This is a genomic window from Afipia sp. GW823-FHT06G09 (genome assembly GCF_058794875.1).
Genome location: NZ_JBXAHF010000001.1, coordinates 1,015,274 through 1,041,555 on the forward strand (window position 1 = coordinate 1,015,274; position 26,282 = coordinate 1,041,555).

Below are 26,282 nucleotides of genomic sequence, written 5' to 3' on the forward strand. Positions count from 1 at the left end.
GCATCCCTCAGGCGAATCCGGCCAACCGCCGGCGACTTCGGAGAAGTGGACGCAAAGCCATTCGTGAACTAGACTGCCGTAAGTAACAATATTTGTGAAACAAAGTCACAATGGTACGTCAGGACGTCAACCGATCCGGCGAAATGGAAGTGTTCGCCCGTGTGGTGGAACTGGGCGGCTTTTCGGCCGCCGCGCGCGCTTTCCGGATGACTCCGTCGGCCGTGAGCAAGCTGGTGGCGCGGCTGGAAACCCGGCTCGGCGTGCGCCTTATCAACCGGTCGACCCGCAAGCTGCAACTGACCCCGGAAGGCACGGCCTATTACGACCGCAGCATCCGCATTCTCGACGACATCAATACGGCGGAGCGGGAAGCCGCAATCGGCGCAACCCCGCGCGGCCGCGTCCGCGTCAACACCAGCGTGCCGTTCGGGCTCCACTGGCTGCTGCCGCTGCTGCCCGGATTTCTCAAATTGCATCCCGGCGTCAGCGTCGACGTGGCACTGACCGATACGGTGGTGGACCTGATGGAAGAGCGCGCGGACATCGCCATCCGCGTCGGCCCGCTGCGCGAGTCCCGTCTGCTCGCGCGCAAGCTCGGCGAGAGCCGGATGGTCGTGGTCGCAGCGCCCGGCTATCTCGCGGACCACGGCACGCCGCGCACGCCCGCCGATCTTGCCAAGCACAATATGCTCGGCTTCTGCTTTTCAAAGCAGATCGACGGCTGGCCGTTTCGTGACAGCAGCGGCGGCATCGTCTCGGTGCCACCGGTCGGCACCGCACTGGTCTCCGACGGCGAGGCCATGCAACGGCTGACCGTTGCAGGCGCAGGTCTCTCCCGGCTCGCCCGTTTTCATGTCGATGCGGATATCAAGGCGGGCCGCCTTGTGCCGGTGCTCGAAGACTTCAATCCGGGCGATCTCGAACCGATCCATGCGGTGTTCGTCGGCCATGGCGGACAACTGCCGGCGCGGGTGCGGGCCTTTCTGGATTACCTGGTTGAACACGTGAAGCTTTAGCTAAATTCCCGCAATCTTCGCGGCGAGATCGGCGAGCCGTTCCGCGGCATCGAGGCGTCCGACCGAACGCGCGCTGGTCGCCATCGTGGTCAGCCGCGCCGGATCGGCCGCAAGCGTAGAGATTTCCGACGCCAGACGATCCGGCGTGAATTCGTTTTGCGGAATCCGGATCGCGCCGCCTGCTTTCTCCAGCACGCCGGCGTTAGCGAACTGGTCCTGATCGATTGCGCCGGGGAGCGGCACCAGAATTGACGGACGACCGATCGCTCCGAGTTCGGCCACAGTGCCAGCGCCCGAACGCGAGATCACCAGATGCGTTGCTGCGAGCCGCGCTGGCAGATCGGCGAAGAACGGCGCCAGTTCGGCCTCGATCTTGAGACGATCATAGACCGCGCGCACGCGCGTCATGTCTTCCTCGCGCACCTGCTGCACAAGACTGAGCCTGCGCCACAGCGCCGGCTCAAGTTTCTCAATCGCAGGCGGCACGATGTCCGCCATGATGCGCGCGCCCTGACTGCCGCCGACAACGAGCAGACGCAACGGCCCCGTTGGATCCGGCGAAGCGTAAGGCACCGCAGCGGCAGCGAGGATGGCAGGCCGCATCGGCGTGCCGGTGACCGTCGCTTTTCCAGCCAGCGCCGGATCGCGGTCGAGCACACCAGGCAGCGATGTCGCGATCGCGCTGACCCGCGTCGACAGCAAGCGATTGGCGCGGCCGAGCACGGCGTTGGAATCGTGAATGATCGTCGGGATGCCGAGCAGTTTCGCCGCGATCAAAGGTGGCAGTGTCGGATAGCCGCCGAACCCGATCACGGCTTTCGGCTTCTGCCGCAACAGCAGCGCAAGCGACATAGCGCCGCCGGCCGCGAGCATTGCGCCGGTGCGCGCGAGCGCCCACGGCGTGCGCCCACGGACGGTTTCGCTCGGCACCACATCCATCATGTCGGGAGTGAACATTCCGCCGTAGCGCACCGCGCGCGAGTCCGTCATCAGCCGCACGCGCGCGCCGCGCTTCATCAGCGCCACGCCGAGCGCCTCGGCGGGAAACAGGTGCCCGCCGGTTCCGCCCGCCGCCAGCATAATCAAAGGTCTGTTGGGCATAATCGCCTCGTCAGGCGAAGCCGTGCGCGGCGTTGGCAGCGCCGATCGATTCCATTTCGACGCGCGGACGCTGCCGCGTCAGCGCGAGCAGCATGCCGACGCCGTAGGCCAGCGAGATCATCGACGAGCCGCCATAGGAAATGAACGGCAGGGTCATGCCCTTGGCCGGCATCAGGTGCAGGTTCACCGCCATGTTGATCGACGCCTGGATACCGAACATGATCGCAAGGCCCGCAGCGGCAAAGCGCGCGAACATATCCTCACTGGCATAGGCCCGCGACAGCGCGCGGATCACGATGAAAGCGAACAGCGCCAGCAGCGCGAGGCACAGGATGATGCCGAATTCCTCGGCCGCCACGGCGAACACGAAGTCGGTATGGCTATCGGGAAGAATGCGTTTCACCGTGCCTTCCCCCGGCCCCTGCCCGAACCAGCCGCCATGGGTGAAAGCTTCCATCGCCGTGTCGACCTGAAAGGTGTCACCCGACGCAGGGTCCATGAAGCGTTTGATGCGGCCTGCCACGTGCGGCACCATCATGTAGGCGCCGAACAATCCGACCGCGCCCGCGCCCATCAGCCCGAACACCCAGATCATCCGCATGCCGGCGATAAAGAACAGCGTGCCCCACACCATCAGGATCAGCATGGTCTGGCCGAAGTCCGGCTCCAGCACCAGCAGCGTGACTGTCATCAGCAGCAAGCCGAGCGCCATCGACGTCGCCGGCATTTCGGGCCGCTTGGCGGATTCCGCGAACAGCCACGCGACGAGAACGACGAAAGCCGGCTTCAGGGATTCCGAGGCCTGAATGTTGATGCCGAGGATGGTGATCCAGCGCTTGGCGCCCTTCACCTCCGGCCCGAACAGCAGCGTCGCCAGGACCAGCAGGATGCTGACCGTAAACACGACCAGCGCGGTGCGGCGCACCTGACGCGGCGACAGGAACGACACGCCGAGCATCACGATCAGTGACGGCACCAGAAACAGCACGTGCCGGTTAAAGAAGTGAAACGGATCGAGGCCGATGCGTGCCGCCACCGGCGGACTCGCGGCCAGCGACAGGATAACGCCGCCGAGCATGAGCGTGATGAACGCAGCCACCAGCAGCCGGTCCACCGTCCACCACCATTCGCTCAAGGGTGTGCGTTGTTCGCGGGAGATCATGGGCCGTCCGCCATCTTGCCAGAGGTTAACGGGGTATTACTCCCGCATCATGGTTTCCGGAGGGTTAAGGATGGGCAAATACGAGAAAAAATCTCGTCAAAGTGCAACGGGATAACGGGAGGCTTGCCTCAGGGAGGCGTCAGGCCGCCCGGCAGCGCGTTGGCGACTTCGCGGAAACGGTCGCCCCGCTTCTCGAAATTCGGAAACTGGTCGAAAGAGGCGCAGGCCGGGGACAGCAAGACAACCGGCTCTCCCACACCAGACGCTTGCGCATCGCGTGCAGCATGCGGCACCGCTTCCTCAAGGGTCTTGCTGATTTCGTGCGGCACATCGCCCAGCGTCGCCGCAAACTCGTGCGCCGCCTCGCCGATCAGATAGGCCTTGCGGACGCGCGGAAAGAATTCGCGCAAGGATTCGATGCCGCCGGTCTTCGGCTTGCCGCCGGCAATCCAGAAAATGTCCTTGAACGACGACAATGCGCGAGCCGCGGCGTCGGCATTGGTGCCCTTGGAGTCGTTGACGAACAGCACCTTGCCCTGGCGCCCGATCTGCTCCATGCGGTGCGCAAGGCCCGGAAAGCTGCGCAGTCCCTGCTGCAACATCTCGTGACTGACGCCGAGCGCCAGCACCGCGGCCGACGCACACGCCGCGTTCTGCGCGTTATGTAGTCCGCGCAGCGAACCGATCTCATTGATGCTCGCGATCCGCGACCGGGCTCCGCTGTCGACGCGAACAATGGTGTCGCCTTCGAGACAAATGCCGTCGGCCACCGGATGCTTCACCGACACGCGGACAACATTCTTGCCCGCCTGCGCCACGCGGTCGGCAATCGCCGCGCACCAGTGATCGTCGACACCGACGATCGAGGTGCCGTTCCGCTGCACGCCCGCCACCAGCCGCTCCTTCACTGCGGCGTAATGTTCGATGCTGCCGTGACGGTCGATATGATCTTCGGTGACATTGAGCAGGATGCCAACGCTCGGATCGAGGGACGGCGTGAGATCGATCTGGTACGACGACATCTCGATCACATGAACGCGACCCGTCGCAGGCGGCTCCAGCGACAGGATCGCGGTGCCGATGTTACCGCCCATCTGGGTGTCGTAGCCTGCCTCGCGCATCAGGTGCGCGACCAGCGCCGTGGTGGTGGACTTGCCGTTGGTGCCGGTGATGGCGACGAACGGCGCATCGGGCGCATGGCGCTTGCGCTCGCGGCAGAACAGTTCGATGTCGCCGATCACTTCGACGCCAGCCTGCTTCGCGGCGACCACGGTCCAGTGCGGCTGGGGATGGGTCAGCGGCACGCCCGGCGTCAGCACCAGCGCTGCGAAATTCGCCCAGGAGACCGTCCGCAGATCCGCGGTGATGAAACCGGCCCTCGCCGCTTCCGCCATCTTCGCCAGTGTGTCGTCACAGGCGATCACCTCCGCGCCACCCGCCTTCAGCGCATGACAGCTTGCAAGCCCCGATCCGCCGAGGCCGAACACGGCAACCGTCTTGCCCTTGAAGGAAGTGACAGGCGTCACGCGTTCACCGCAGCTTGAGCGTGGAGAGACCGGCGAGCGCCAGCATCACGGAAACGATCCAGAAGCGGATCACAATCTGCGGTTCGGTCCAGCCCTTCTGCTCGTAGTGATGATGGATCGGCGCCATCCGGAAGAAACGCTTGCCGGTCAGCTTGAAAGACGCCACCTGCACGATGACGGACAGCGCCTCGACCACGAACAGCCCGCCGATCACCGCCAGCACGATTTCATGCTTCGTGGCGACCGCGATCGCGCCGAGCATGCCGCCGAGCGCGAGCGATCCTGTGTCGCCCATGAAGATCGAGGCCGGCGGCGCATTGAACCAGAGGAATCCGAGGCCCGCGCCGAGCACGGCACCGCAGAGCACAGCGAGTTCGCCGGTGCCGGGGACGTAACGGATTTGCAGATACTCCGCGAACACCGCGTTGCCGACGAGATAGGCGATCATGCCGAAGCTCGCGGCCGCGATCATCACCGGCACGATCGCGAGACCATCAAGGCCGTCGGTGAGGTTCACCGCGTTGCCGGCGCCGACGATAATGAACATGCCGAACATCACATAGAACCAGCCGATGTTGAGCAGGAATTCCTTGATGAAGGGGATCGATACAGCCGTGACGGTCGCGTCGCGGCCGAACCAGACGATGCAGGTGCACGCGATCAGCGCGATCAATCCTTCGACCGCGAGGCGCGAGCGTCCGGAGAATCCCTTGTCGGTCTGCTTGGAGACTTTCAGGTAGTCGTCATAGAAACCGACAAAGCCGAAGCCGAGCGTGACCAGCAGCACGATCCAGACATACGCATTGCGCAGGTTGGCCCACAGCAGTGTCGAGACGATCAGTCCCGACAGGATCATCAGCCCGCCCATGGTGGGCGTGCCCTTCTTGGTCACCAGATGCGTCGGCGGACCGTCTGCACGGATCGGCTGACCCTTGCCCTGCGCCAGACGAAGCTGGTCGATAATCCAGGGCCCGAACATGAACACGAACAGCGCACCGGTGACCATCGCGCCGCCGGTGCGGAAGGTGATGTAGCGGAACACATTGATGCCGGGGATGGTGCCGGCCAATTCAGTGAGCCAATAAAACATTCCAATTGCCTTAGTGTGTGGCGCCGTCGAGCGCGGCCTTTTCTGGAAAACGCTTCTGCAACGCAGTCACAATCAATTTCATACGAGAACCAAGCGAACCCTTGACCATAATGGCGTCGCCGGCGCCGACAGCGGCGACAACCTGCTGTTCGAGCGCGGCGGAATGATCGGCATAGCCGCCCTTCTTGGCGGAAGGAAGAGCCTCCCAGAGATTGAGCATCAGCGGACCACAGCAAAATACCGCATCGATATTATTCGCCTTGATGGCGTCGGCGAGGCCGCGGTGCAGATCCGGTCCGGTGACGCCGAGTTCCAGCATGTCGCCGAGCACCGCGATTCGCCGTCCGCGCGGGCCGACCTCGGCCTGACCGAGGACATTGATCGCAGCCTTCATCGAAGCCGGATTGGCGTTGTAGCTTTCATCGATCAGTGTGGCGGTGCCCTCCGTGAGGGCAAGCACCTCGCGCACACCGCGCCCGGTGGCGGGCTTGAGCTGCGCCAGCGCCAGTGCGGAGAGTGCGAGATCGGCACCCGCGAGCGAGGCTGCGACAAGCACCGCCAGCGAGTTCATCGCCATGTGCCGTCCTGGCATACCGATCTTGTAGGTAATATCCTGGCCAAGAATGCTGGCGTGCACCGCCGAGCATGCGGGATGCAGCGAGACGTCGATCAGCCGCGCATCGGCTTTTTCGTCACTCCCGAACGAAACGATGCGTTCGATCTTCGCTGCCTTGGCGCTCTTGGTCAGGCGCGCAAATTGCGGATTGTCGCGATTGAGCACAACGGCTCCACCCGGCTCGACGCCTAAGAAGATTTCAGCCTTGGCGTCGGCAATCGCCTCGATCCCGGAAAAGAATTCCAGATGCACCGGCTCAACGGTGGTGATGATCGCCACATGCGGGCGCACCATCTTCACCAGCGGCTCGATTTCTCCCGCATGGTTCATGCCGATCTCGAAGATCGCAAACCGGGACGACGCCGGGCAACGCGCCAGCGTCAGCGGCACGCCCCAGTGATTGTTGAAGGACGCAACCGATGCATGGGTCTCGCCCTGCGCGCCGAGCACCGCGCGCAACGCTTCCTTGGTCGAGGTCTTGCCGACCGATCCGGTCACCGCGATGACTTTTCCGCCGAGCCGGGCCCGTGCCGCGCAGCCGAGGTCCCCCAGCCCGGCGAGCACATCGTCCACCACGAGCAACCGCGCATCCGCGGCGAACTTGTCCGCATGCGCCTTCGAGACCACGGCGAGCCCCGCGCCGTTCTTCAGCGCCGCCTCAACGAAATCGTGCCCGTCGTGTACGTCGCCCTTGATGGCGAAGTAAGCCTCGCCCGGCGTCAGTGTGCGGCTATCGATCGAGATGCCGGTGATCGCATCGGGCAATGCGCCGCGCGTCGAGGCCTGCATCGCCTTCGCCATCGCCGTGCTTGTCCACAGTGGCGTGCTCATGCGGCGTGCTCCGCCAGTGCCGCCATGGCGGCGTCGTGATCGCTGAACGGCAACACTTTATCTCCAACAATCTGTCCGGTCTCGTGACCCTTGCCCGCGATCAGCAGCGCATCGCCCTGTTGCAGGCCTGCGACGGCGGCGCGGATCGCCTCATTGCGGTCGGCGATATCCTTGGCGCCTTTCGCAGCCGCCATGATGGCGGCCCGGATCGAGGCGGGGTCCTCCGATCGGGGATTATCATCGGTAATGATGACAGTATCTGCGTTCTCAGCGGCGATCGCGCCCATCAGCGGACGCTTGCCAGCGTCGCGGTCACCGCCCGCGCCGAACACCACCACGAGCTTGCGCTTCGTATAGGGACGCAGAGCTTCGAGCGCTTTCGCCAGCGCATCGGGCTTGTGTGCGTAGTCGACAAACACTGGCGCACCGTTACGCTCGCCGACCAGTTCGAGGCGCCCCGGCGCTCCTTCAAGATGCTCAAGTGCCGCGAACACACGCTCCGCATCGCCGCCGGCGGCAATCACAAGTCCAGCCGCAACCAGCGCGTTCTCGATCTGGAATTCTCCGACCAGCGGCAGCCGCACCTGAGTGCGCTTGCCGTCATGCTCCAGCGTCAGCTTCTGCGCAAAGCCATCGACAGCCGCATCAATGAGCTTGATGCCCTCGCCTTTGCGGCCGACCGTGATGATCCGCAGCTTGCGGATGCGCGCGGCATCAATCACCGCCTGCGAATGGTCGTGATCGGCGGCGATGATCGCCGCGCCGCCATCGACGACCAGATCCGTGAACAGCCGCAGCTTGGCAGCGAGATAATGCTCGACAGTCGGATGATAATCCATGTGGTCACGCGACAGGTTCGTAAAGGCGCCCGCACTCACCCGCACTCCGTCGAGGCGATGCTGGTCGAGACCATGCGACGACGCCTCGAACGCCAGATGGGTCACGCCCTCGCCCGCGATCTCGTCGAGTGACCGATGCAACGCGATCGGATCGGGCGTGGTCAGCGAGCCGTAGACATTGCGCTTCGGCGACACGAGGCCAATGGTCCCGATGCTCGCGGCTGCATAACCGAGACGCTGCCAGATCTGCCGCGTGAATACGGCGACGGAGGTCTTGCCGCTGGTGCCGGTGACCGCCGCAATGGTCGCGGGCTGACGTGGGTAGAATCTCGCCGCGGCCAGCGCCAGCGCGCGGCGCGGATTCGGCACGGCAATAAATGCAACGCGACCGTCGCCCTCCGGAATACGGTCGCTGACGACAGCGACAGCGCCGGACGCAACCGCCTGATCGATGAAGCGCGCACCATCGGTCTTGACACCGGCCAGCGCGAAGAAAACATCGCCCCGCTTCACCGCCCGGCTGTCCATGGCAATGCCCGCGACCGCAACATCGGCATGTTGCGCGCCGACCACGGCATCTCCGCTAAAAAGGTCGCGTAACCTCATCTCACCCCGGACTTGAAAGCACAGCGTATTCTAACCGCAAAACCGGCGCCCGCGTTGCGGAATACGTCCACACAAGAACCCGTGAGCGGTTAGCGGCTTTCCTTCGATGCCGCAAGAATAAGGCGGTCGGACGGCGGCAGATCGAACCGCGGCACCATCCCGAGCAGCGGGGCGATTCGCTCGATGACCTTGCCGCCGGTCGGGACCGTGTTCCAGCCCGAGGTGATGAAGCCGTGGGTTTCGGGCAGCGGCTGCGGCTCGTCAAGCATGATCAGCAGTTGATACTGCGGATTGTCCGCCGGCATGATGGCCGTGAAGGAATTCAGCACCTGCTTCTTGGAATAGCGGCCGTTGACGACCTTTTCCGAGGTGCCTGTCTTGCCGCCGACATAATAACCTTTGACGTCGGCCTTGCGCGCTGTGCCCCGCTCCGCATTCAGCCGCATCATGTAGCGCATGCTGGCGCTGGTCTCCGGCTTCACGACCTGCTTGGCGAGTTGCATGGCATCCTCGCGCGATCGCTTCAGGAATGTCGGCGGGATCAGATAGCCGCCATTGACCAGCGCGTTGATGCCCATCACAGCCTGCAACGGCGCCACGGCCATGCCGTGTCCGAACGCGATGGTGATGGTGTTCAGTTCGCCCCAGCGTTTCGGCACCAGCGGCTCCGCGCTTTCGGGCAGTTCGGTGCGAAGCCGCGAGAGCTGTCCCAGTTTGCGCAGGAACGCCTTGTGCGCCTCAACGCCCATCGACAGCGCGACACGCGCCGCGCCGACGTTCGACGATTCAGTGAACACCTCCCACATCGGCACCGCACGCCCCAGATTGTGGGTGTCATGAATCTTGAACTTGCCGTAGGTCAGCGGCGCACGCGCGTCGTAGAGCGTGTTGACGGTGGCGCGGCCGGAATCCAGCGCCATCGCAAGTGTCAGCGACTTGAAGGTCGAACCCATTTCAAACACGCCGGTCGTCAGGCGGTTGATGCGGGTCGGATCGTTGGCTTCGCGCGGATTGTTGGGATCGTAATCCGGCACCGAGACCATCGCGATGATTTCACCGGTGTTCACGTTCGAGACGAGACCCGCGGCCGCCTTCGCCTTGAACTTGTCCTTGGCCTTGAGCAGTTCATCGCGCAGCGCATGTTCGACGCGCAGATCGACCGCGAGCCGCACAGGTTCCTGTTGCCGGTCGGTGGCGAAGCCGGCCCGGTGCAGATCGGCAAGGCCGTTGCTGTCCAGCCACTTTTCGATCCCGGCAATGCCCTGGTTGTCGATGTTCACATGGCCGATCAGATGCGACACCACGGGGCCGCTCGGATACACGCGCTTGTTCTCCCGCAGGAACCCGACGCCGGGCAGACCCAGACGATAGATTTCCTTCTGCTGCGTTGGCGTAATTTCGCGCTTCAGCCAAACGAAGCCTTTTTTGGACGAGAGACGGTCACGCACTTCGCCCGCGTCAAGGTCCGGCAGCGTTCCGGTGAGAAGCTCGATGGCCTCGTCCTTGTCGATGATGCGGCGAGGCTCACCGAACAGCGACGGCGTCTTCACGTCGGTGGCGAGGATCATCCCGTTGCGATCAAGGATATCGGGCCGGGCCGTGGCGACGGCATCCTGCGAGGCCGTGCGCCGCGTGCCGTGACCATCGCCGCCGATCGCGAACATGACGAGGCGGCCGGCAATGATCGCGTAAACCGCGGCGAAAGCGATGATCGCAAGGCCGACGCGCGCGCGCGCCTTGGCCGAGCGGTCCACGTTCTTTCCGTAAAGCAGGGTGCGGATCAGCCGCTGCCGCCAGGGTTCCGGAGGCCGTGTGATTTGCTCGGTCACTGCGCGCCCTCCGGTTTGGGAATCGAACCGGTGAGCGATTCATCTTCCGACGCAGCCTTGGCGAGCGCTTCCAGATCGACACTTTCGATCATGGTCCCGATCGGATCGGGATCGCCCGGCTTGACGAAACTCGGCGGACGCGGCGGCAGGTTTTTCAGCGAGTCATATTGTGTGGCTTCAATCGAACGCAGCGACAGGTGACGCGAGGCCAGCTCCTGCAATCGCTTCGGCGATTCGAGCTTGGCCCATTCCGCCTTGAGGCTGGCAATGGCGTCGCGCTCCTTGCGGATGTCGGCACGCAGCCGCAAGACGCTTTCAGTCCGCACCGTCGATTCCATCTTGATGCGGTAGACGTAAGCCGCGCCGAAGACCAATGCGCAGATTACGAAGAGGTGGACGAACCGCATGTCAGCCTCCCCTCATCACATCGGCGAGTTGCGGCCAGTCGAATGACGCGGTCTCGGACTGCGCGGGCGCATCGGTACGTGCGGCGGCGCGCAGCTTCGCAGAGCGTGCACGCGGATTGTCCGCGACTTCCTCATCGTCCGCCACGATCGGGCGCTTGGTGAGAATTTCAAAGCTCGGCAGCGCCTGCTTGACGTCGGGCAGGTGGCGTGAGCCGCCGCCGCGCTTGCCGCGCTCGTTGAGGAAATTCTTGACGATGCGGTCTTCGAGCGAATGGAAAGACACCACCGCCAGCCGGCCGCCAGGTTTGAGCATCTTCTCGGCCGCAACCAGCGCCGCGTGCAACTCGTCCAGCTCTTCGTTGACGAAGATGCGCAGCGCCTGGAACGTCCGCGTCGCGGGATGAATTTCATTCGGCTTGGAGCGGACCACGCGCGAGACGATGTCGGCCAGCGCGCGTGTCGTTGTAATTGGCGCTTCTTTCCGGGCCGCGACGATGGCGCGGGCGACAGCGCGCGAATGCCGCTCCTCGCCGAAGATATAAATGATATTGGCGAGGTCGGTTTCGGACGCCTTCGCGACCACATCGGCCGCGGTCGGCCCGTCCTGGCCCATCCGCATGTCGAGCGGGCCGTTGAGGCGGAACGAGAAGCCGCGCTCGGACTGGTCGAGTTGCATGGATGAGACCCCGACATCCATCACTACGCCATCGACGGAGGTGATGCCCTGTGACGCGCAGACATCCGCCAGATTGGAAAAGCGATCCTCGACCAGCGTCAGCCGCCCGCCCAAGGAGTCCACGAGATCGAAGCCGCCGGCGATTGCGGTGCGGTCGCGATCGATGCCGATCACGCGGGTGCCGGGAACTTTCAGGATCGCGCGGCTGTAACCGCCGGCTCCGAACGTCGCGTCCACGTAAACGCCTCCGTCGCGCGGCGCGAGCGCCTCAACCGCTTCGCGGCCGAGAACCGGAACGTGGCGTACAGGTGCATCGTCGGGCGACATTTCAAACGCCTGCCGGTGAAAGACGGCCGCATGCCGGCCGGAATATCCGGGCCGATCCGCGAGATCGCGGCCGTACAGCCCCAGATTGGCCCTTTCCGGCATCCAGATCGACCTGAACGCGGAGGCGCTGGCGATGACCCGCCTTAAATTCGAGGTTCCGCATGGGATTTTCTGGCCAGCCATCGAGCTTTTCGCGGGGCTTTTTGCGCATTTAAGGACCACAGCCGCACCCTTCCGGCGCGACTCTCCACCCTTCATTGGCGGCAGTTATCGTTAAGGAATGGTTGACGCAGAGGATTGCCTTTGAAGAAGGTGTTTTCCCAGCGCCGGCGAGCAACCCGGCCATGCGCAATGTTCTGGGGGCTATGGAACCGGCCCGATTGCGCCGGGTGTGCATTACCCTATCACTAGCCGACTACCGCCCTTCTCTCGCCCCGTTTTGAGTACCTCTATGCCGCGAGGATCGTTTGAGTCTGCTGGATTTGGTTCGAAGCGTCAGCGTCCCGATTGTTCACCTGGGGGAACCTGCTGAAATGCCGAACTTCGTGCCGGATTCGTCTGTCGTCTCGAATGTCACGCCATCGCCGAACTACGGCGACCGCAAGGGCTTGCTGTCGCCGAACATGATCGTGCTGCACTACACCGGGATGGCCGATGCCGCGAGCGCGATCGTCCGGCTGTGCACGACGGGAACGGAGGTCTCCGCTCATTATGTCGTGCTCGAGGACGGCAACATCGTGCAGTGCGTGCGCGAATCGGATCGCGCATGGCATGCGGGCGCGTCGTCATGGGGCAACGAAACCGATATCAATTCCCTTTCGATCGGGATCGAGATCGTCAATCCCGGTCACGACCTCGGCTACACCGATTTCCCGCTGCGGCAGACCGCGGCGGTGATCGCCCTGTGCAAAGGCATCATGATCCGCCGCGATATTCCGAAGCATCGCATTCTCGGACATTCGGACGTCGCGCCGGGCCGCAAGAAGGATCCCGGCGAGAAATTTCCGTGGCGGCTGCTGGCGGATTCCGGCGTCGGCCTCTGGGTCGAACCCGCGCCGATCGTCCGCGGCGTGCAGACCATGCTCGGACAATCCGGCGACGACGTCCTCGACCTGCAAAAGCTGCTGGCGAGCTTCGGTTACGGCGTGCCGCTGAACGGACTCTATGACGCCGCCACCATGGATGTTGTTACAGCTTTCCAGCGGCACTTCCGGCCGGAGCGGATCGACGGCATCGCCGATCAGTCAACATTGACCACATTGAACGATCTGCTCGCGCTCATGCCGAAAGAAGCGCTTGTGAGCTGAGCGACGGCCCTAGTTCAGTTCAGAGAGGCGCCGAAGATACAGACGCCGCAACGGTTCGAGACTGGTCGCCTCAAGTGCCTGCATATAGGAAGCGCGCGCTTCGTCGACACGTTTCAGCCGCCGCAACAAGTCCGCACGGACAGCGGGCAGCAGGCCATAGCCGTCGAGTTCACCACGCGCGGCAAGCGTGTCGACCAGCACCAGCGCCTTGGCCGGTCCATCGACCATCGATATGGCCGCGGCGTGGTTGAGCGCGACCACCGGTGAAGGCGCAATCCGCACCAGCACTTCATAGAGCCCTGCGATCTGCGGCCAGTCGGTCTCGGCAAAACTCGGCGCGCGCGCGTGAAGCGCCGCAACGGCAGCCTGCACGACATAAGGATCAGGACGGCCCGGCGACGACAGCGATTCCTCGACCAGCCGCAGCCCTTCCGCAATCTGGACATGATCCCACAGCGTGCGATCCTGATGCTCCAGCAGCACGATATCGCCCTCTGCCGTCTCGCGGCTGGTACGCCGCGCGTCGTGCAGAAGCATCAGCGAGAGCAGGCCATGAATCTCGCTTCGCCCCGGCATCAAGACGTCGAGCAGACGACAGAGCCGTATCGCTTCCCGCGCGAGGTCAGGCCGCATCAGCTTCTCGCCTGCGGTCGCGGCATAGCCTTCGTTGAAAACAAGATAAACCACGGTGAGCACGCCGCGCAGCCGCGCGCCCAGCGCATCGTGCTGCGGCACTTCATAGGGAATTCCGGCGAGGCGAATCTTCTGTTTCGCGCGGGTCAGGCGCTGCGCCATCGCGTCCTCGTTAACAAGAAACGCGCGGGCGACTTCCGCCGTGGTTAGCCCGCAGATCGTGCGCAGAGTTAGCGCGACCTGCGTCTCGATAGCGAACGAAGGATGGCAGCAGGTGAAGATCAGCCGCAGCGCGTCGTCATCGACGGCGTCCGTCACACCATCGCCGTCCGCAACATCGGCTCCAAGCAGCTCCGTCTCCTGAACGATCTGGCCCTGCTTCGCACGAAACGCGGTCTCGCGTCGGATGCGGTCGACGGCCTTGTTGCGGCCGGTCGTGATAAGCCACGCGCGCGGATTTGACGGCACGCCGTTCTCCGCCCAGCGTTCCAGCGCAGCCGCAAACGCTTCCTGCAACACATCCTCGGCGAGATCGAAACTTCCGACGAGGCGGATCAGCGTCGCAAGCGCGCGACCCGCCTCGTTGCGGAATATGTTTTCGATGTCCGAGGTCTCCATCGCCTCGCCAATCAGAACCGGCACCGCCTGCTAGCTGTTGTACATGTAGATCGGCCGGACTTCGATCGAACCGACCCGGGCACCCGGGATTCGGGCTGCAATCGCCAGCGCCGCGTCGATATCCTTCGCGTCAACAATGTAGTATCCGCCGAGTTGCTCGTGGGTTTCCGCAAACGGGCCGTCGGTGGTCAGGGTTTTTCCGTCACGCACGCGCACCGTGGTCGCCATCGACGTCGGGTGCAGCCGGTCGCCGCCCTTGAAGTTCCCGCTCTGGATAATGGATTGCGTGAACGCGCCGTATTCGTCGGTCATTGCCTTGGCTTCAGCCTCGCTCCGTTTGGCCTCATCTGCTTCGTTTCGATAGATCAGCAACAAATACTGCATGTGGGTCACTCCGTTTGACCGGCGCCATTCGCCGTAACCCTAGACGAACGGACCGAGGCCCGAACGACATCTTCAGCATAAATTATTTGAGAGGTCCGCCGCACCGCATTTGACTTGACGCGACTGCCGGGAACGCTCATGTCCTCATCTGTCAGTCGGCTGGACGGCCGCTCCGGCAAGGATCGAAAGGTCGCCGGGGAGGAAAGTCCGGGCTCCATCGACATACGGTGCCGGATAACACCCGGCGGGGGCGACCCCAGGGAAAGTGCCACAGAGAACGAACCGCCTTCACTCCGTGAAGGTAAGGGTGAAAAGGTGCGGTAAGAGCGCACCGCGTTTCTAGCAATAGAGACGGCATGGCAAACCCCACCGGGAGCAAAACCGAATAGGGACGGCACAGTGGAAAGTTCGCTCTCGGGCGATAACTCCGCGGGGCGATGTCAAGCCCGCTGTCCGGGTAGGTTGCTCGAGGCGCAACGCAACTTGCGTCCCAGAGGAATGGCCGTCACGTCTGCGTGGTGCGAACCATTCAGGCCCTACAGAACCCGGCTTACAGGCTGGCTGATATTGATCGCATGATCCCGATAGGATCATGCGAAAGAAGGAGGGGTTCGGCGGAATACGCCGGACCCCTCGCCAATTTTGGAACCAGGTTCCAGTTCCCTCAATTTTGAGCCTTCCGCGGACCCTTCATTTTACCGGGTGCGGATAAGAGTGGCGCCGGGCCTCGATAACGGGGCTGCAGGAAGAATTGCGTCCGATGGCCATTTCACCGCTGCAATTGCTCCGGCCTCACCGGCTTCCGGATGGCATCTATGTCGAGATCATCAACGATCTCTTCAGTGCAACGCCGTCGATTGTCGTCTTCTTGCTGAGCCAGTGCGTCATCGGCGCGACCATCTTCGCACAGACGCGTGATCCGTACATTCTGGCGCTGACAGTCATTGCGGTGCTGATTTCCTTGGAACGCATCTGGATGATCCGCCGCTATCATCGAGCCGCCGCCGGACGACCGCTTTCGCGCGACGCAGCCATGATCTGGGAGCGCCGGTTCGCGATCCGCAGCATCGCGACCGCTGTGACGGTCAGTGCGATGGGCGTTCGCTGCTTCATGCTCCCGGACCCGACCGTTCACATGCTGATCAGCGGAGTCATTTTCACCTATGCCGCAGGCACGGTGACACGCGTGGCGTATCGCCCGCGGCTGGCACTGCTGAATATCTTCATCGTCGCCATTCCACCAAGCATCGCCTGCATATTGAACGGCGGCCTGATCTATATCTGCCTCGGGCTCATCACGTTCATGTTCCTCTTCGGCGCGTTCGATATCGTCAAGCATGCCTATGCGACGGCGGTCAGCCAATTGACCCTCAAGCGAAAGTTCGCGGGCCTCGCGCAACTCGACGCCCTCACCGGCCTCGCAAACCGGCTCGGCCTCGCCGAAAACCTCGAAACCATCATCGCGGATGCACAGCGCAACGGCTATGGCCTCGCCGTGCACAGCCTCGACCTCGATCGCTTCAAGGCGGCGAACGATCTTTATGGCCATCCAGCTGGCGACGCAATTCTCAGAGAGGTCGCACGGCGGCTGACACGCCTGACGCGCTCAAGCGATCTCCTGGTGCGGCTGGGCGGCGACGAATTCGTGCTGGTGCAGACCGGCGTCGCGGAGCGCGAACAGGCCACCGGACTGGCGTCACGCATCGTCGAGGACATTGGAAGCTATTATAACATCAACGGCTACACCATTGAGATCGGCACCAGTGTCGGCATCGCGCTGCTGACAAGCGAGCAACTCACGCCGGACGAATTGCTCGCCCGCGCCGATCAGGCGCTCTATCAGGCCAAACGAACGAGAAGCGGCTACGCCGTCTACACCGTCGCACCGCATCTGGTCCCCTCGTTGAACGACGGCGACGACTTCCAGGATCACAACGCGGTCAGCCGCAAGACCGTCAAACTGCGCTGAGCCGCAGATCAGCCGATGCGCCGTGCCCCTTGCCGGAACAGTTCGGCGCTCTCCGGCGCGAACTGCATGGCGGTCAGAAAATCATCGACGCGGTATCCGGGAAATCGTTTGCGGATCGCAGCCATTTGAGTACGCGCCTCTTCAAGGCGGCCTGCCAGCGCGAGGCAATAGGCAGCAATCGCCAGAATATGCACGTGCGCATTGGGACGGGCGGCCGCCTTGACGCCCCACTCGGCGGCTTCGTCAAACTGCTTGAGCCGCACCAGCGCCATCGCCCGCGCGCCGAGCATGCCGAACAGCAAGGGATCGAACGGACTCAGGTGACGCGAATGGTCGGAGAACCTGACGGCCGCGCGCGGATCGCCACCCTGCGAATGCACGAATGCGAGCGTGTAGTGGCCGAGGGCAAAGTTCGGACTGAGATCGATCGCCTGCTCCAGCTCGATCAGCGACTGGTCCTGATGGCCGCGCAGCCACAGTGCGCGGCCCATGGCCCAGTGCGCCCCGGGATCGCGGTCGTCGGCCATCAGGCTCTGCCCGGCAGCATCGAACGCGCGCTCCACCTCCGGCTCGCGCTGGGTCCACCCCTGAAACGCGTTCTGGAAATGCGTGAAGGACAAGCCGCCATATGCCCGCGAGAAGGTGGGATCGAGATGCACCGCCGTCTGGAAAAACTGTTGAGCCCGCTCGTTGTCGCCTTTGTTGAATCGGTACATGTGCCACAGGCCGCGATGATAGGCCTCCCACGCATCCAGCGAGTTGGGCGGCTTCAGCATCGCGCGGTTGCGCTCGATCATCTCGATCTCGTTGGCGATGGACGCGACAATCCGGTCACCGATTTCGCCAAGGACAAGGAAGGCGTCGTCCACCTTCTGATCGAAGACTTCTGCCCAGACCACGCGGGCGGTGCGGGTCTCGGCCAGCTCGACCGTAACGGCGAGGCGATTGTCCCGGCGCTGCAACGATCCGCTGACGACATAGTCGACGTTGAGCATGCGGCCGGCTTCTTCCGGCCCGACGTGCCGCTCGTTCAGGGCGAAGACGGAGCCCTGCGCAATGACAAAAAGACTTCGCAGCTTCGCGAGCCTTGTAATCAGGTCGTGGGCGAGGCCACCGGCAGGTCCTCCGGGAGTGATCGGCGCCTCAGCGCTCCGTTCGAGAAACGGCATCACGGCGATGGACGCACGGCGAGGTGATGTGATGATGCTCTCGGCAGGTGTCACACCAGCGCCAGTTGACACGACAACCGCCGGCTCAACCGCCTGAACGTGAAGCTTCGGCAATTCTCCGTGCGCACGCGCAGCGCGCCAGGCCTCCCGGATCGGCGCACAGTCGAGACCTTCGGCTTCAAACAGCCGCGCTGTCGCCGACAGATGGTCTTCCCCTTCACGAATCCGGCCACGGCGGGCGAACGCGCTCAGGAGATTTTCATGAACGCGCAGATCGAACGGCGCGAGCTCCAGCCATTTCTCGAGATATCCGAACACGTCATCACCGGCTTCGCTTTCAACGAGCCGTTCAAGCAAGGCGGCGTGGCGGCTGCGAAACTGGCGGCGCTGCGCGGTGAGCCAGGCATTGAACGCGGGGTTTCGGTCAATCTCGAAGCCATCGAGAAATTCACCATGGCACAGGGACAACAGCGACCGCAGCCGCTCAGGCCGCAGCGTCTCCAGTCCCTCCTGTGTCGCCCGTGTGATCTCGACCGCGTCGATGAGACAATCCGTCAGATCGAACGCGACAGTATCTCCATCGGTCACAACGCGCGGCCGATCCGGCTGGTCAACCACGCCACGCAGTTTGCTGAGACACCAGCGCAGCTCGCCGCGCGGATCGTTCGGGACGTCCCACAGCAATTCGCAAAGCTGGCTTCGCGGCACAGCATGCGGAGCCAGCGCCAGATAGGCGAGAAGCGCGCGCACCTTGCGCGACGCCGGCAACTTCAGCGCAGCGCCGTTTCGGGAGATCGTCAGAGCGCCAAGCAACTGCACATGCAGCGACAAATCACCGCGGCCGGCGCGCCCCAATTCCACGTGCTTTTCCACGCCGGCTACCACGCTCGTCTCCATGTACGGCCGCTACGGTATGTCGAGGAAATGGCGCAGATGGCCGGATCCAATGCTCCGCTCGCGGGGCTATCCCAGGACAATCGGAGAAGAACCATGCTGACTTCCGTCGATACCGTTAGCAAGCCAGCGATCGACTTTACGGCGGTCAAGGCCCGCCAGCAAGGAGCCTGGTCGTCCGGCGACTACGCCGTTGTCGGCACCACTCTACAGATCGTCGGCGAGCAGTTGTGTGAAGCACTCGACATACGCGCAGGGCAAACGGTGCTTGATGTCGCAGCCGGGAACGGCAACGTGTCGCTCGCCGCCGCGCGCCGCTGGTGCGACGTCACCTCGACCGACTATGTGGCCGCGCTGCTCGAGCGCGCCAGGGAGCGGGCAGCGGCCGATCGGCTCAACCTCACGATCCGTGAGGCCGATGCGGAGGCCTTGCCGTTTCCGGATGACAGCTTCGACGTGGTGGTCTCGACCTTTGGAGTGATGTTCACCCCCGACCATGACCTCGCCGCGAGCGAGATGGTTCGTGCCTGCAAGCCGGGCGGCAAAATCGGTCTCGCGAACTGGACACCCGATGGCTTCATCGGCCAGTTGTTCAAGACCATCGGCAAGCACGTGCCGCCGCCGGCCGGCGTCAGGTCGCCAGCGCTGTGGGGCACGCGGGAGCGGATCAAGGAGATGTTCGAACCGCACGCGTCGTCGATCGTGACCGCGCAGCGGAATTTCGTTTTCCGATATCGCTCGGCGGACCATTGGCTGGAGATCTTCAGGACCTACTACGGGCCTGTGCTCAAGGCGTTCGCGGCACTGGAGGGGACGGCGCAATCGGCTCTCGAGCGCGATATCAGAGCGCTTCTCGCCCAGTTCAATCGCTCGGGGGATCACACCGTGGTCGTGCCCAGCGAATACCTCGAGATCGTCATCAACAAGCGCTGAAAAAGGGGACGGGCTGCGAAGCTTTCACGTGATCAGCAGCCCGTCTCGTCGCCCCGCGCGATATAACTGATGTCAGGAAAACCAGATGATAGCCGAACAGCTCATTGACGATATTGACTATGACGAAAGCGGCGATGGACCGACTGTCGTGTTCGTGCCGGGATCGTGCAGCACCGGCGCCGCCTGGCGGCCGGTGATCTCCGCACTGAACGGCCATTTTCACTGTGTGACCACGAGCCTGCTCGGCTATGGCGGAACCACTGAGCGCCGCACCACACGCGATCCCTCGATCTCTCATGAGGCCGAAGTGATCGAAGCCGTCATCCGGCGGACGGGCGGCCCGGTTCACCTGGTCGGTCATTCGTTTGGCGGCCTCGCATCACTTGCTGTCGCGCTCCGCGGAAAGGTGCCGCTCCAGAGCCTGACGATCATGGAGGCTCCGGCGGTCAACATCCTGCGCGAAATCGGGGAGTACCGGCACTACCGCACGTTCCGGGAAATGTCCGATGCCTATTTCGCGGCCTTCCGCGGCGGAGACAGAGAAGCAATTTCATCGATGATCGACTTCTACGGGGGCAGCGGCACCTTCGCGTCATGGCCGTCCCGTGTCCGCGCCTATGCAATGGAGACGACACACGTCAACATTCTCGATTGGGCGAGCGCATATGCTTTCCCGCTATTTCCCTCGGAGCTTGCCGGTGTCGACATCCCCGTCATGGTCCTGCGAGGCGGAGAAAGCCATCCGGCCGTGAAGCGCGCCAACGAACTGCTGAGCATTTACATCAAGGGCGCTTCGCTGGTGACGACCGAAGGCGCGTCGCATTTCATGATCCTGACTCACGCCGAGGACTCTGCGCGCGCGATTGCCGACCACGTCACCCGCGTGCCGTAAATGTCACTGGTCTAACAGACCCACACGGGCGAAATAACGAAGCCGGAATCTCGCGATTCCGGCCTCGTATTGTTGTGCGACGAGGGCTTATTCGGCCGCCGACATGCGGTCGAGTTCAAGCACCTGCCGCTCGAACAGCGAACGGTAGATGCCGCCGGGACGCCGCGCGAGCGATGCATGCGTCCCCTCTTCCGCGATCCGGCCCCGGTCGAACACGAGGATGCGGTCGAGGCTGCGCACGGTCGACAGACGATGCGCGATCACGATCGCGGTGCGGCCCTGGATCAGGCGGTCCATCGCCTCCTGAATCAAGGCTTCCGATTCCGAGTCGAGACTTGACGTGGCCTCGTCCAGGATCAGGATCGGCGCGTCCGCGAGGAAGGCACGCGCCAGCGCCACACGCTGACGTTCGCCCCCCGACAGTTTCACGCCGCGCTCACCCACCAGCGTCTCGTAGCGCTTCGGCAGCCGCATGATGAAGTCATGCGCATTGGCAAGACGCGCCGCTTCCTCGATCTGCGCCATGCTCGCGCCCGGCCGCCCGTAGGCGATGTTTTCCGCGAGCGAGCGATGGAACAGGGTCGGCTCCTGCTGAACGATGGCGATCTGGCTGCGCAGCGACTGCTGCGTGGCCTTCGCGACATCCTGACCGTCGATCAGGATGCGGCCGCCGGTTGCGTCGTACAGCCGCTGCACCAGCTTGACGAAGGTCGTCTTGCCGGAGCCGGAGCGGCCGACCAGACCGACGCGCTCGCCGGGCCTGATGCTGACCGCAAGCCGGTCGTACAGCGGCGTGTCGTGTCCACGATAGTGGAACGTCACATCGTCGAACACGATGCCGCCGCCAGCGACCTTGATCGGCCTCGCGTCGGGCGCATCGGCAATGCCGATCACCTCGTCGTGCATCGCCACCAGTTCCTCCATGTCGTTCACCGAACGCTGGAGATGGCTGATGTGCTGGCCGATGTCGCCGAGATAGCCGTGAATGACGAAGTAGGTCGTCACCACATAGGCCACCTCACCCGGCGTCGCACGGCCCGCGGCCCACAGCAGCAGCACGCCGCCGATCACAGTCACGCTCATCAACACCAGCACGGCATGCTGCGCCGTGCCGACATAGGTGTAGCGCGACCATGTCCGGGTCGCGCGGCGACGCCACTTGCCGAGCACGCCACCGAGACGCTCGTCCTCCCGTGCTTCTGCACCGAACGACTTCACCACCGCATTGCAGGTCAGCGCATCCGCCAGCGTGCCGCCCACTTTTGTGTCGAGCGCGTTGGACAGTTGCGCCGCCGGCGCGATGTAGTTGGTGGTCAGCGCAACCGTCATGCCCACATAGATCACTGTCATCAGGGCAATCACCGCACCCAGCACCGGCCAGTGCCAGCCGACAAGGATGGTCGAGCCGAGCAGCACCACCAGCGACGGGATCAGCGCCATCAGGATGGTGTCGTTGAGCAGGTCGAGCGCCCACATGCCGCGCGTGATCTTCCGCACGGTCGAACCGGCAAAGCTGTTGGCGTGCCAGTCGGTCGAGAAGCGCTGGATTCGCACGAAGGCATTCTGCGCCACATCCGACATGATGCGCAGCGTGAACGGAATGATCGCCTTCAAACCGATGAAGCGCGTAATCATCGCCGCAAGGCCGAGTGCGACGATGGCACCGAAGGCAATCATCGCGCCGCGCTTTGCGGCAGCCGGATCGGTCAGCGCGATGGCGTCCACCAGCTTTCCGGCGAACAGCGGCATGAACACATCCGCCGCCGCTGCGGCGATCAGGCCACCGGCAACCACGGAGAGGCGCACCGGCTGATGAGTCCAGTGGCGGAAGACGAACGGAAGCACCGCGCGTAAGGCGGACTTTTTATTACGAGACAGAGTCATGGCATGTTTCGGCTGCGCGGGCGCAAGCCGACTCCAGAAATTTTGGACGACGCAGCGGCCACGCCGCAGGCAATCGTCACGTGTCAAAGAAACAGGTTGTGGAAGCTGGTCAGCAGGGTCCGCGACAACGCGAACCGGACGACCTCGGACAGGCCATCGGAAAACCGATGGCAGCCGGCAACCTTGCGCGGAGGACCGCGGGGTTAACCGATGGGGTATCCGGACGCCGAGGCGCGAATGCGCATGACTCGCGGGGTCGCGATAAACGCAAACTTCAAATCCATGCGATCCTCCCGTGTTCGAGTCATGCAGACTTACGTTGCGTAAGCCGCTGATGATGTTTTGGGCAATAATTGCGGCAAATTTTGTACCGGCCGCTTAAAATCCGGCAATGTCGGCGCGGCGACACGCCGCACATGCTCACGCCTTGACGAAATACGGGGTGCGCAAGTTCGTAAATGGCCTGAATTCCGCGGTGACGTTATCGCCGATGCTCAGATCAATGTCGCCATGCGCCATCATGCGAAAGCCTTCCGCCATATCGACCAGCAGGATCGCATACGGCACATGAGCTTTCGCCTCCGGCGTTGCCGCACGGCGCACCACCGTCGCGGCGTAGAGCACACCGTTCCCGCTCGCCTTGTGGACATGCGGCGAAGCATTTCCGCAGGACGGACAGAATGCGCGGCGGAAATACCAGAGATGACGGCACGCGCCGCACAACTGATAAAGAATCGCATCGGCGCCGTCGGTCCAGCCCCTGAGTTCTGTCGCCTCGCTCATCGCACGCGCTCCAGAAACATGCTGACATGGGACGACATCACGCCGCCGTCGCCGTGCAGCAGCGCCAGCGAGGCGTCGCGCACCTGCCGTTTCCCTGCCCGTCCCGTCATCTGCAATTGCGTCTCGACCAGATGCGCCATCGCACCGCCGCAACCGCAGTGACCGTAACTCAACAGTCCGCCATGGGTATTGAGCGGCAGCGCGCCCTTGACGCCGAAATCGCCGTTGCGCGCACGCGCGGCGGACTCGCCGCGTTGCGCGAGGCCGAGCTCCTCGATCAGGATCGCCAGCGTGATGGTGAAGCTGTCATAGATGCCGGCATACTTGATGCTGCGCGGATCCAAGCCTGCCTTTGCCTGCGCCCGCTTCAGCGCAACTGCTGCACCGACATCGGACAACGATTTCGCCGCCGTGACGTGCTGATGCAGATGCGCCTGCCCGCAACCCATGATGCGGACATGACGATCGCCGGTCGGCTCGCGGCTGACGATAAAGGCCGCGCCGCCGTCCGACACCGGGCAGCAATCGAGCAGCTTCAGCGGCGAGGATATTTCGCGCGACGCCAGCACATCGGCAACCGTGATCGGATCATGGAATTGCGCGCCGGGATGCAGCATCGCATGATTGCGCATCAGCACCGCGAATTCCGCCATGTCGGCCTGCGTCAGCCCGTTGTCGTGCATGTAACGCGAGGCGAGCAATCCATAATAGGCCGGGATGGTCGGGCCGAGCGGCACTTCGTAGTCAGGATGACCGACCTGCGCCAGCGTGCTCATCGCCGAGTCGCGCGCCTGTCCGGTCAGTCGGTTCTCGCCTGCCACGACGAGAATGGTTTTTGCGACTCCCGCCTCGACCAGTTCATGCGCCAGCATCGCCATAGCCAGACCCGTGGCACCGCCGACCTGAATGGCGTGGGCATAGGACGGCTGCACACCGAAGTGTTCGGCGAACACGGTTGCCAGCATCAGGTGCGGCATGGTGGTGGAGTACCCGGTCAACAGACCGTCGATGTTCGCGCGCCTGAGGCCGGCATCCGACAGCGCGGCCTCAGCCGCTTCGGTCATCAGATCGAGCGTCGAGCGGCCTTCGTGTTTTCCGAAAGACGTCAATCCGACGCCGCTGATGAAGCTCATGTGCCCGCGCTTGCCTTTGCCATGTCCGTGACTGATGTGCCATGGCCACGGCCGGACTTCAATGCGCGTCCGGCGGCGGGCCCATCATGTTCGGCTTCTTGACGAAGAACACCAGCACGCTGAGCGCCAGATAGAAGCATGTGAGGATGAAGAAGGCGTCGCCGAAGCTCATGACAACCGCCTGCCGGTGCACGATCATCGACAATTGCTTCAGCGCCATCAGCGAGGCGTTGCCCGCGCCCTGGAATTTCTGGGTCAGCATGTTGAGCGTCTCGACCGCCATCGAATTGCCCCAGGTGACCCGGTCATGCAGCCGCGAGATATGCAGATCGGTCCGGTGATCGAGCACCGTATTGATGACGGCTAGTCCGACAGCACCGCCGAGATTGCGTGTCAGATTGAACAGACCCGAGGCGTTCTTCAACCGCGCGGGCGCCAGCGTGCCGAGCGCGATATTGTTGACCGGCACCATCGCCATCATGATGCCGACGCCGCGCAGGATCTGCGGCACCAGCAGTTCATAGAAATCGTAATCGCGGGTGATGCCGGTCATCATCCAGGAGCTGATTGCAAAAATAACCAGCCCGGCGGCGATCATCAGGCGCAGATCGACCTTGGTCATCAGCCGCCCGATAATCGGCGCGCTGACGAACATTGCCGCACCCGAAACAAACATCGTCTCGCCGATCATCAGCGCGCTGTAGCCGCGCACTTCGGCGAGATAGCGCGGATAGATGTAGGTCAGGCCATAAAGTCCGATGCCCACGCAGAACGAGAACATGCAGCCAAGCGCGAAGTTGCGGTCGGTGAAGGCGCGGATATCGACGATCGGCTCTTTCTGCGTCAGCGCGCGATAGAAGAAGACTACGGCGGACACAACGCAAACGATCGCAAAGAAGAAGATCGACTCATCCTGCAGCCAGTCGTTGCGAGGCCCCTCTTCCAGCACGTATTCGAGCGAACCGAGGAAGCCGGCCATCGAGATCAGGCCCCACCAGTCGAAATGCTCGAGCAGCGCAAAGTTCGGCTTGTCGAAATCCACCAGCGCCAAAACGCCGATGGTGATGCCGATGCCGGGCACGACATTGATGAAGAACAGCCAGTGCCACGACATCAGGTCGGTGATGTAGCCGCCGACAGTCGGGCCGATGGTGGGTGCCAGCGTCGCGACCAGACCGATGATCGGACCGACGATATGAAACTTGCTGCGCGGAAATACCGTGTAGGCCGACGCAAACACGGTCGGGATCATGCCCGCGCCGACGAAGCCCTGGATCGCGCGCCACAGGATCATCTGTTCGATGGTCGAGGTCAGGCCGCACATGAAGCTCGCAAAGGTGAAACCCGCGGCGGAAATCGCGAACAGCAGTCGCGTGCCGAACGCCCGCGAGAGGAATCCCGAAAGCGGGATCGCGATAACTTCGGCGATCAGGTACGAGGTCTGCACCCATGCGACTTCACTGGTGCTGGCCGACAGGCCGGCCTGGATTTCATTCAACGATGCCGAGACGATCTGGATGTCCAGGATCGACATGAACATCCCGAACACCATGATGAGGAACGCGATCAGCCGGCGGGTGCTGATCGTTTCCGCAGGAGCCGGCGCGGCCGGGGCGCCGTTCATGGTTGGTGATGCGGTGTTTGACGCCATCACTCT

General features: G+C 63.3%; 21 protein-coding genes and 1 other RNA gene. 6 read left to right on the top strand and 16 right to left on the bottom strand.

Annotated elements, in window-relative coordinates:
* Positions 1-110: 110 nt before the first annotated feature.
* Positions 111-1,016 (top strand): LysR family transcriptional regulator, encoded by a 906-nt coding sequence (locus AC1Q67_RS05005; RefSeq protein ID WP_492234965.1) that lies wholly within the window; start codon positions 111-113, stop codon positions 1,014-1,016.
* On the opposite strand, the gene murG is transcribed toward AC1Q67_RS05005, so the two are convergent.
* From murG to rsmH, 9 genes are all read right to left on the bottom strand, one after another.
* Entirely contained in the window at positions 1,017-2,117 is a 1,101-nt protein-coding gene (gene murG, locus AC1Q67_RS05010; protein ID WP_492234964.1) for an undecaprenyldiphospho-muramoylpentapeptide beta-N-acetylglucosaminyltransferase, read from the bottom strand. It abuts the gene before it with no gap.
* A gap of 10 nt (positions 2,118-2,127) precedes the next feature.
* Positions 2,128-3,279, bottom strand: a complete 1,152-nt coding sequence (gene ftsW / locus AC1Q67_RS05015; RefSeq protein WP_492234963.1) for a putative lipid II flippase FtsW — start codon at positions 3,277-3,279, stop codon at positions 2,128-2,130.
* A 128-nt stretch (positions 3,280-3,407) separates the two neighbouring features.
* Positions 3,408-4,805, bottom strand: a complete 1,398-nt coding sequence (gene murD / locus AC1Q67_RS05020) for a UDP-N-acetylmuramoyl-L-alanine--D-glutamate ligase (protein WP_492234962.1) — start codon at positions 4,803-4,805, stop codon at positions 3,408-3,410.
* A gap of 4 nt (positions 4,806-4,809) precedes the next feature.
* Positions 4,810-5,895 carry a phospho-N-acetylmuramoyl-pentapeptide-transferase gene (gene mraY, locus AC1Q67_RS05025; RefSeq protein WP_024576372.1) on the bottom strand — a complete coding sequence of 362 codons (1,086 nt, stop codon included), beginning with the start codon at positions 5,893-5,895 and terminating at the stop codon, positions 4,810-4,812.
* Positions 5,896-5,905: 10 nt separating this feature from the next.
* Complete coding sequence (locus tag AC1Q67_RS05030; RefSeq protein ID WP_492234961.1) at positions 5,906-7,342, bottom strand: UDP-N-acetylmuramoylalanyl-D-glutamyl-2,6-diaminopimelate--D-alanyl-D-alanine ligase; 1,437 nt, start codon at positions 7,340-7,342, stop codon at positions 5,906-5,908.
* Complete coding sequence (locus tag AC1Q67_RS05035; RefSeq protein ID WP_492234960.1) at positions 7,339-8,787, bottom strand: UDP-N-acetylmuramoyl-L-alanyl-D-glutamate--2,6-diaminopimelate ligase; 1,449 nt, start codon at positions 8,785-8,787, stop codon at positions 7,339-7,341. The genes AC1Q67_RS05030 and AC1Q67_RS05035 overlap by 4 nt, the downstream gene beginning before the upstream one ends.
* A gap of 89 nt (positions 8,788-8,876) precedes the next feature.
* Positions 8,877-10,616 (bottom strand): peptidoglycan D,D-transpeptidase FtsI family protein, encoded by a 1,740-nt coding sequence (locus AC1Q67_RS05040; RefSeq protein ID WP_492234959.1) that lies wholly within the window; start codon positions 10,614-10,616, stop codon positions 8,877-8,879.
* Complete coding sequence (gene ftsL, locus AC1Q67_RS05045; protein ID WP_492234958.1) at positions 10,613-11,023, bottom strand: cell division protein FtsL; 411 nt, start codon at positions 11,021-11,023, stop codon at positions 10,613-10,615. Before ftsL ends, AC1Q67_RS05040 begins: the two co-directional genes overlap by 4 nt.
* Before the next feature lies 1 nt (position 11,024).
* Positions 11,025-12,209 carry a 16S rRNA (cytosine(1402)-N(4))-methyltransferase RsmH gene (gene rsmH / locus AC1Q67_RS05050; RefSeq protein WP_492234957.1) on the bottom strand — a complete coding sequence of 395 codons (1,185 nt, stop codon included), beginning with the start codon at positions 12,207-12,209 and terminating at the stop codon, positions 11,025-11,027.
* Between the two features lie 350 nt (positions 12,210-12,559).
* Between rsmH and AC1Q67_RS05055 the strand changes: the two genes are divergently transcribed.
* On the top strand, positions 12,560-13,333 hold the full coding sequence (locus AC1Q67_RS05055; protein ID WP_492234956.1) for an N-acetylmuramoyl-L-alanine amidase: 774 nt from the start codon (positions 12,560-12,562) through the stop codon (positions 13,331-13,333).
* A gap of 9 nt (positions 13,334-13,342) precedes the next feature.
* On the opposite strand, the gene AC1Q67_RS05060 is transcribed toward AC1Q67_RS05055, so the two are convergent.
* On the bottom strand, positions 13,343-14,584 hold the full coding sequence (locus AC1Q67_RS05060) for an RNA polymerase sigma factor (RefSeq protein ID WP_492235704.1): 1,242 nt from the start codon (positions 14,582-14,584) through the stop codon (positions 13,343-13,345).
* A gap of 30 nt (positions 14,585-14,614) precedes the next feature.
* Positions 14,615-14,968, bottom strand: a complete 354-nt coding sequence (locus AC1Q67_RS05065; protein ID WP_024576380.1) for a YciI family protein — start codon at positions 14,966-14,968, stop codon at positions 14,615-14,617.
* 151 nt (positions 14,969-15,119) lie between these two features.
* On the opposite strand from AC1Q67_RS05065, the gene rnpB reads away from it, so the two are divergent.
* An RNA gene (gene rnpB, locus AC1Q67_RS05070) (RNase P RNA component class A) lies at positions 15,120-15,537 on the top strand.
* Between the two features lie 191 nt (positions 15,538-15,728).
* The gene (locus AC1Q67_RS05075; RefSeq protein WP_492234955.1) at positions 15,729-16,937 is read left to right on the top strand and encodes a diguanylate cyclase domain-containing protein; all 1,209 of its coding nucleotides are present in this window, start codon (positions 15,729-15,731) and stop codon (positions 16,935-16,937) included.
* 8 nt (positions 16,938-16,945) lie between these two features.
* Here AC1Q67_RS05075 and AC1Q67_RS05080 read toward each other — a convergent pair whose 3' ends face one another.
* On the bottom strand, positions 16,946-19,003 hold the full coding sequence (locus tag AC1Q67_RS05080; protein ID WP_492234954.1) for a transcriptional regulator: 2,058 nt from the start codon (positions 19,001-19,003) through the stop codon (positions 16,946-16,948).
* A 93-nt stretch (positions 19,004-19,096) separates the two neighbouring features.
* Between AC1Q67_RS05080 and AC1Q67_RS05085 the strand changes: the two genes are divergently transcribed.
* Positions 19,097-19,933 carry a class I SAM-dependent methyltransferase gene (locus tag AC1Q67_RS05085; protein WP_492234953.1) on the top strand — a complete coding sequence of 279 codons (837 nt, stop codon included), beginning with the start codon at positions 19,097-19,099 and terminating at the stop codon, positions 19,931-19,933.
* 85 nt (positions 19,934-20,018) lie between these two features.
* Positions 20,019-20,825, top strand: coding sequence for an alpha/beta fold hydrolase (locus AC1Q67_RS05090; protein WP_492234952.1), 807 nt, complete (start codon positions 20,019-20,021; stop codon positions 20,823-20,825).
* Between the two features lie 87 nt (positions 20,826-20,912).
* Here the strand turns inward: AC1Q67_RS05090 and AC1Q67_RS05095 are convergent, their stop codons facing one another.
* The 4 genes from AC1Q67_RS05095 to AC1Q67_RS05110 form a co-directional block, all read right to left on the bottom strand.
* A complete protein-coding gene (locus AC1Q67_RS05095) occupies positions 20,913-22,709 on the bottom strand; it encodes an ABC transporter ATP-binding protein (protein ID WP_492234951.1) in 1,797 nt (598 codons plus the stop codon).
* 420 nt (positions 22,710-23,129) lie between these two features.
* A complete protein-coding gene (locus tag AC1Q67_RS05100; protein WP_492234950.1) occupies positions 23,130-23,492 on the bottom strand; it encodes a Zn-ribbon domain-containing OB-fold protein in 363 nt (120 codons plus the stop codon).
* On the bottom strand, positions 23,489-24,625 hold the full coding sequence (locus tag AC1Q67_RS05105; protein WP_492234949.1) for a thiolase family protein: 1,137 nt from the start codon (positions 24,623-24,625) through the stop codon (positions 23,489-23,491). Before AC1Q67_RS05105 ends, AC1Q67_RS05100 begins: the two co-directional genes overlap by 4 nt.
* A 58-nt stretch (positions 24,626-24,683) precedes the next feature.
* Positions 24,684-26,276, bottom strand: a complete 1,593-nt coding sequence (locus AC1Q67_RS05110) for a DHA2 family efflux MFS transporter permease subunit (protein WP_492234948.1) — start codon at positions 26,274-26,276, stop codon at positions 24,684-24,686.
* Positions 26,277-26,282 lie beyond the last annotated feature (6 nt).